The 7,332-nt window shown below is 57.3% G+C and carries 7 protein-coding genes; 3 read left to right on the top strand and 4 right to left on the bottom strand.

The window, feature by feature from the left end:
- The first annotated feature begins 169 nt into the window (after positions 1 to 169).
- Positions 170 to 316, top strand: a complete 147-nt coding sequence (locus GWQ22_RS20335; RefSeq protein WP_275931465.1) for a hypothetical protein — start codon at positions 170 to 172, stop codon at positions 314 to 316.
- A gap of 247 nt (positions 317 to 563) precedes the next feature.
- Here GWQ22_RS20335 and GWQ22_RS20330 read toward each other — a convergent pair whose 3' ends face one another.
- The 3 genes from GWQ22_RS20330 to pabB form a co-directional block, all read right to left on the bottom strand.
- Positions 564 to 1,862 (bottom strand): serine/threonine transporter, encoded by a 1,299-nt coding sequence (locus GWQ22_RS20330; RefSeq protein ID WP_275931464.1) that lies wholly within the window; start codon positions 1,860 to 1,862, stop codon positions 564 to 566.
- 216 nt (positions 1,863 to 2,078) lie between these two features.
- Positions 2,079 to 2,645: a CoA pyrophosphatase gene (locus GWQ22_RS20325; RefSeq protein WP_108537642.1), complete on the bottom strand. Its 567-nt coding sequence runs from the start codon at positions 2,643 to 2,645 to the stop codon at positions 2,079 to 2,081.
- Between the two features lie 82 nt (positions 2,646 to 2,727).
- Positions 2,728 to 4,014 (bottom strand): aminodeoxychorismate synthase component I, encoded by a 1,287-nt coding sequence (gene pabB / locus GWQ22_RS20320; protein WP_275931466.1) that lies wholly within the window; start codon positions 4,012 to 4,014, stop codon positions 2,728 to 2,730.
- 295 nt (positions 4,015 to 4,309) lie between these two features.
- Here pabB and GWQ22_RS20315 point away from each other — a divergent pair, with 295 nt between their 5' ends.
- Complete coding sequence (locus GWQ22_RS20315) at positions 4,310 to 5,833, top strand: fumarate hydratase (protein ID WP_042034872.1); 1,524 nt, start codon at positions 4,310 to 4,312, stop codon at positions 5,831 to 5,833.
- 464 nt (positions 5,834 to 6,297) lie between these two features.
- Here GWQ22_RS20315 and GWQ22_RS20310 read toward each other — a convergent pair whose 3' ends face one another.
- A complete protein-coding gene (locus tag GWQ22_RS20310; RefSeq protein WP_212514914.1) occupies positions 6,298 to 6,789 on the bottom strand; it encodes a cell division inhibitor in 492 nt (163 codons plus the stop codon).
- 233 nt (positions 6,790 to 7,022) lie between these two features.
- Here GWQ22_RS20310 and GWQ22_RS20305 point away from each other — a divergent pair, with 233 nt between their 5' ends.
- Positions 7,023 to 7,214 (top strand): DUF4250 domain-containing protein, encoded by a 192-nt coding sequence (locus GWQ22_RS20305; RefSeq protein WP_275931463.1) that lies wholly within the window; start codon positions 7,023 to 7,025, stop codon positions 7,212 to 7,214.
- Positions 7,215 to 7,332 lie beyond the last annotated feature (118 nt).

The following is a 7,332-nucleotide window of genomic DNA, read 5'->3' as shown; positions in this document are numbered from 1 at the left end:
CAAGGGATTTGCGCTGCTGACGTTGGTAGCGAACAACGTGAAATTCAAGGACGGAGTAAAGGTGCTGGAGGAGTCAGACAGGAGTGCCGCCTGACCGACGCCATACACCAGATTTGACAATAGCTCTATCAAGGATGGAAAAATATATGAGGGGATGTGGGAGAAAAAGATGCGCGAATTTGCCAATCGCGACGCCAGTGTCACCGCATATCTGACCATGAAGCCCGGTAGCCATGGTCAGAAAGACACGCTGCTACTCGGCATCCCTGAGATCACCGGCATCACGCCGTTCGTTTTGGAAGCACAGCCACTCTAGTCAGCAAGAGAGAGTAGGTGTTTTTCAAGAGAGGCCAGTCGCTCACCCGACGGGCATTTTTGTTGGCTGAGGTGCGCTGACAACATCATGATGCGGGCTGTGCCCCAGATCGTTGTGTGAGTTGAGCTTTACGTCACCGCAGTAACTGCGTGATGAGGCGTTAAGCATATTCAGGGCGGGACAAGCGCAATAAAAAAGCCAGCCGAATGTTCGGCTGGCTTTTTGCTATCAGAGGCAGGTAGGGGGATTAGCCGACCAGCTGATAGAGGATGGCGGAGATGGCGATCGTGCCCATCAGGGCGACGAACGCGTTGCTGATGTGACCCTGGTATTTTGCCATGGCTGGCACGCGCTTGATGGCGTACATCGGCATGATGAACAGGATGGTGGCTATGATGGGGCCGCCCAGAGATTCAATCATACCGAGGATGGAGGGGTTGGCCACCGCGGTGCCCCACAGGGTCAGGATGAAGAAGGCGATGATGAACATCTCGACTTTCTTGGCATTCGGCTCTTTGCCTGACTTGCGCATGTTCTGCACTATCATCCCTTTCAGACCTTCTCGGGCGCCCAGATAGTGGCCAAAGAAGGAGGAAACGATGGCCACGAAGGCAACCAGCGGACCGAAGTAGGAGATGAGGGGGCTGGCATGCTGGTTGGCCAGATAGGAGAGCACGGCGATGTTTTGGGCCTTGGCTTCAGCCAGTTGAGCCGGTGTCAGGCTCATGACGCAGGAGAAGACGAAGAACATCACGAAGCCCAGCAGCACCATGGAGGTACGCTTGAGGATGGCATCGGCTTTCTCGACGGCCTGGTCACCGTGGTCGCGGCGCTGGGCCAGGGAGAAACTGGAGATGGCAGGGCTGTGGTTGAAGGAGAAGACCAGTACCGGGATGGTCAGCCACAAGGTAGTGGCGAAATCCTTGGCAGAGGGCACTTGCTCGAGTGCAGCGCCGGTCCAGTCAGGAATGAGGTACAAAGAGATACCGGCCAGAATGACGATAAGCGGGTAGACCAGGAACTCGGTCACTTTCAGCATCAGCTTCTCGCCGGCCAGCATTACCGACATCATGCCCATGATCAGCACGATGGAGAGCAGCCAGCGTGGTGGGGCCACCATCTGCAGCTGGTTGACCATGAAGCTCTCGACGGTGTTGGTGATACCCACGCCGTAGATCAGCACTATGGGGTAGATGGCGAAGAAGTAGAGCAGGGTGATCAACTTGCCTGCACCAACGCCGAAATGCTCTTCTACCACTTCAGTGATATCAGCATTGGGCTTTTTGGAGGAGAGGACGAAGCGAGCCAGACCACGGTGAGCCAGGTAGGTCATTGGGCCAACCAGCAGCGCCATCACTACCAGTGGCCAGAAGCCACCCATACCGGCGTTGATCGGCAGGAACAGGATCCCGGCGCCAACGGCGGTGCCAAACAGGCTGATGACCCAGGTAGAGTCGCGTTTTTCCCAACGAGTAGCTTGAGTAGAGCGGGTCCCTTGCTCTGTTGACGACGCAACGTCCTGCGTGCCATTGACTGTGTTTGACATCTATCTCACCCCGAATGTGTGGTTCTTATTAAGTCGGCGCAAGGATACGATTTTTTTAATCAAAAATGTTGATCAAATTCATCTTTACGGCACAGAAAACCGCACTTTCTTATGGAAATGTGATCAAAACAAGAAAAGTTCAATTTTTGTTTATCAATTGGCACGTTATTTTAGTGTTAATGATTAAATCTTGCTCGGTCAAATGTAAGTAAATTGTTATCTCGCAAGGTGTTGGGCAAGTTGGTTAATCATGCTGGCGGTGGCCCCCCAGATAAAGTGCTGCTGCCAGGGGATCCAGTAGATGGTGTGCTGCTTGCCACCTCTTGGGATGGTGAGGGCGATATGGTGACGCCGATCCAGCAGATGGGTCAGCGGTACTTCAAAGGCGTGCTCGACTTCATCCTGGCTCAGGGTGAGCTGATAATCGGCTGCAACCAGTCCCAGCACCGGCAGCACCTCGTATTGGGAGACAGTATTGAGGGAGCTGAGGGTGCCGATGATCTCGATCTGGGCGGGCGCGATGCCGAGCTCTTCCTGGGTTTCCCGCAATGCCGTGTGGATCAGATCCCGGTCGTCGGGATCCTGCCTGCCACCGGGGAAACTGATTTGCCCCGCATGATGGCGCAGGTACGGGCTGCGACGGGTCAGCAGTAGCTGCAGGCCGTCGGCCCGGGCTACCAGCGGCAGCAAGACGGCGGCGGGCTTGAGCCCTGCCTCCGTCAGCCGATGGGCCGGGGCGGGGCATTGCAGCAAGAAGCGGGTCAACAGTTCGGTGCGGTCCATCTTGGCTATGTCTCTCAACTCTTTGCCTGGTTCTGTCCTTGAGTCTCTCGCGTGGCGCCCTTTCTGTCCATGCGTCAGGTGCTTAGCGCAGCGCATTCAGCAGCGGTAGTATGCGAGCCACCTTGTCATAGGTCTCCTGATACTCGCTGTCTACCTCGGAGTCGGCGATCACGCCGCCACCGGCCCAGCAGTGCAGCTGACCATCTGCCGCTATCAGGGTGCGGATGCAGATGCTGGTATCCATCCGGCCATGCTGACTCAGGTAGCCGATGCTGCCGCAGTAGGCGTTGCGTCGTTGGGGCTCCAGCTCCTCTATGATCTCCATCGCCCTGATCTTGGGGGCACCCGTGATGGAACCGCCCGGGAAACAGGCACGCAGCAGATCCACCGCCTGCCAGCAGCTGTCCAGCTCACCGTGGATGGTGGAGACCAGATGATGCACCGCCGGGAATGACTCCACCGCGAACAGGCTCGGCACGTGGACTGAGCCGGGGCGGCTCACCCTGCCGATATCGTTGCGCAGCAGGTCCACTATCATCAGATTTTCCGATCTGTCCTTGTCGGCGCCAGCCAGTTCGAGGGCGCTGGCCTGATCTTGCCGTGGATCGGCAAGCCGTGGGCGAGTGCCCTTGATGGGCTTGGTTTCGATATGGCGATCATCGAGCAGCAGGAACCGCTCGGGGGAGAGGCTCAGGATGGCGCTCTGGGGCAGTCGGATAAAGGCCGAGAAGGGGGCCCGGTTGGCGCGTGACAACGCCTGATAAGCTTGCCATTCATCACCGCGATAGGCGGCGCTGAAGCGCTGGGTCAGGTTGATCTGGTAACAGTCCCCGGCACTCAGGTAAGCCTGTACCCGCGCAAATTTCTCGCCATATTCGGCGCGGCTCATGTTGCTGTGCCACTCCCCCTGCAGGGCAAATGGCGGTGTTGGTATCTCGTACTGCGCGGCCAGCCACTGCAGCCGGCGATGGAGGCCGGCCTCGTCACCCCAGTGCACCAGCTGCCAGGCGCCGCTCGCCACATTTCGTAGCAGCGCCCAGTCGTAAATGCCCACCGCCATGTCTGGCACAGACAGATCCCGTTGCGCCTGCTCCGGCAGCCGTTCGAAGCGGCGGCCCAGATCATAGCCAAACAGCCCGAGGGCGCCGCCAATAAAAGGCAGCGTGTCGCTGTGTGGCGCCATTTCACCCAGCAGTTCGCGCTGCCGTTGTGCCAGCAGGGTCAGGGGATCTGCATCAAACGACCGGCGCTGTTCACCCTGGGCTATCCAGGTCAAGGGTCCCTCGGTCTGCAGGGTCGCCAGCGGGTCGGCTGTGATGATGTCAAAACGGTTGTCCGCCCCTTGAGGGCCGGCCGACTCCAGCAACATGGCCCAGGGCTGATGATGCAGACGAGTAAACAGCGCATGCAGCGCCGTCTGGTGATCAAAATGGTGGATATGAAGAGTTGGTTTCATTTTTTGTTACACAGGCAACAGTTTGCACCCTGCTCCCTAGCCGGTACGGGGGGGCAAGCGTATCATAGGCGCCGGAATTTTTAGAAAAAACACGCCGTTGTCTCTCGGATCGGCAGGCACCTCGCCTGGCACCACCACACCGAAGCACGGCTTATATGGAAGCCCTTGCTCTGCCGTCATGGTGAAGACAAGGACCAGTGAGGATGATATGAGCATCATTAAAAAACAGGATTTTATCGATTCCGTCGCCGACGCCCTGCAGTACATCTCCTACTATCACCCCCTCGATTTCGTCCATGCTGCCAAGGCTGCCTATGACCGCGAGATCAACCCGGCCGCCAAGGATGCCCTGGCCCAGATCCTGATCAACTCCCGCATGTCCGCCGAAGGGCATCGTCCGCTCTGCCAGGACACCGGCATTGTCACCTGCTTCGTCAAGATCGGCATGCAAGTCCAGTGGGACAGCGACATGACAGTGCAGGAGATGGTGGACGAGGGCACCCGCCGCGCTTACACCAATCCTGACAACCCGCTGCGCGCCTCGGTACTGGCCGATCCGGCCGGCAGCCGCAAGAACACCAAGGATAACGCCCCTGCTGTCGTGCATATCGATATGATCCCCGGCAACAAGGTGGAAGTGAGCATCGCGGCCAAAGGTGGCGGCTCCGAGAATAAATCCAAGATGGTGATGCTCAACCCCTCTGATGATGTGGTTGAGTGGGTGCTGAAAACCGTGCCGACCATGGGCGCCGGCTGGTGTCCGCCCGGCATGCTGGGCATCGGTATCGGCGGTACCGCCGAAAAAGCCGCGGTACTGGCCAAAGAGGCCCTGATGGAGCACATCGACATTCAGGAGCTGATCGCCCGTGGTCCCGAGACCACCGAAGAGCAGCTGCGGGTAGAGCTCTACGACAAGGTCAACAAGCTGGGGATTGGCGCCCAGGGTCTGGGCGGCCTCACCACAGTGCTGGACGTGAAGGTCAAGAGCGCCCCGACTCACGCGGCCTCCAAGCCGGTAGTGATGATCCCCAACTGCGCCGCTACCCGTCACGTTCACTTCGAACTGGATGGTTCAGGCCCCGCCGAACTGACCCCGCCGAAACTGAGCGACTGGCCGGAAATCACCCGTGAAGCGGGTGGCAACGTGCGTCGCGTCAACGTCGACGGCATCACCAAGGCGGAGCTTGCCAGCTGGAAGAGCGGTGATACCGTGCTGCTTTCTGGCAAGATCCTCACCGGTCGTGATGCCGCCCACAAGCGCATCGCCGACATGCTCAAGAAGGGGGAAGGTCTGCCGGAAGGGGTAGATTTTACCAACCGTTTCATCTATTACGTCGGCCCGGTCGATGCAGTACGTGACGAAGTGGTTGGCCCCGCGGGTCCCACCACCTCCACCCGGATGGACAAGTTCACCGACATGATGCTGGGTGAAACCGGCCTCATCGGCATGATCGGCAAATCCGAGCGTGGCCCCAAGACGGTCGAGAGCATCAAGCAGCACCAGGCCGTTTATCTGATGGCCGTCGGTGGCGCCGCCTATCTGGTGGCCAAGGCGATCAAGAAGGCGCGTGTGGTGGCCTTTGCCGACCTGGGGATGGAAGCCATCTATGAATTCGAGGTGGAAGATATGCCGGTGACAGTGGCGGTGGACTCTCGGGGCAACAACATACATGAAACAGGCCCGGCCTACTGGTCAGCCAAGATTGCCGAACTCGATACCAAGCTCTCCTGAGTCGCCAACTCGCAGGTCCTATTCAACAATAGGCACTGCGTAAAAAAGTGACCCCAGGGTCTGATGCCAGTCAGTTAAGCATTTTTGTGACTGAGTATTCGAAATGTTGAATAACAGGAGCTGTGCCAGGGTTAACACGTCAATCTGGCTGACACCTTTGCCCTGACTGGCATCCAATAAAAAGAGGGAGGCATGATGCCTCCCTCACTCTTTGGCCCTTATCCCTCGCGGGCTGAGACTCACACTCTCTTAACTGACTTGCATTAGACCCCAGGGGCGCCTTTTTCTATGCGTGGCAGGCCAGATTGGCGACCTGCTCATGGGCGGGGTCGTCCTGCTTGAACGTTGCTCACTGGGGTATTTTGCCCCCCTGTAATCTTTGTTGATGACCTCGTCTGTGCCTACGACTGTTCATCCCACTCTGCCTTTGCACGGTTTTATCCTTTCGCTCGATCGGCCCGGTATCAATGGTTGAGATAGACATCCTGTCCGCCATAGGCCAGTGCGCCGTTGTGAACGGGGAGGGCGGTCCTTGCCGGTTCGAAGAAGCGAGTCAGCACCCCGAAGCGTTGTCCCAGCTTGCTTAGCTTGGCGCGATCCAGCGAGACCTGCTCAGGCAGCCAGGTCAGGACGGCCGCGCAGTGGCCATTACCCAGACTCTGCTCCAGCATGCGTTGCCAGTTTTTGATCTTGGGGCTGTGTACCACCAGCACGCGATCAGGATTGATCCCCTGTGCCTGCAGCTGTTTGGCTACCGGCAGACCCGGCGGCGCAATGAGCAGGATCCAGCCCGTGTCGCCGTGGCTCAGTCTCACCAGCTCATCGAGCAGCGGCGGTTCCTGGCTGGCAGATGCCGTGAGAGGTTCATCTTCGATCTTGCCTTGATGCCGAGTGGGCCAAGGATTGCTCATGCTGACAGAGGCGGCAAAAAGGGGATGACTCATGGGCTGGCTCATATGCTTTTCCTGTATGAATAACCATGCTGTATGTGCATACAGTAGTTGCAGCTCACACCAGTGACAAGCCATTTATGGTCAATAATGTGATCAAGCTGGCAGGAATTATATTCATGCAATTGATTTTAAAAGATATTTATTTTTCGCTGAATGTGGGTGTTTTTTAGGCTATGGACAAAATGGGAGCCGGCGCCCATGGTTATACAGTCACTTTGTGAAGAGGAGAGATGAGGATGGACGTTAGCACCTTGCAACGAATAGATGCCAATATTCTGCTCGGGATCATCAATGAGAAGCTGCGGCTGGAGTGCGATGGTCTGGAGGAGTTATTGGCCTATTACGACATGACGGAGGATCAGCTCGCGACCCGTTTATTGCAGATAGGCTATCACTACGACCCCATGAGCAATCAGTTCAAGGCCTGACTCTTATACACAAATATTGTGAACTGATTGGCACTTTTCCCGATTTCCAGGATCTGATCTCCTATGTGACTCCCGAACATGGTAACGATCATGCTAACTTTTGCTCTTCATCGTGCGG

This window comes from Aeromonas sp. 1HA1 (assembly GCF_029237385.1).
Lineage (GTDB): Bacteria > Pseudomonadota > Gammaproteobacteria > Enterobacterales > Aeromonadaceae > Aeromonas > Aeromonas popoffii.
The sequence above is the reverse complement of the archived record's forward strand: the minus strand, read 5'-3'. Positions and strand labels throughout refer to the sequence as shown.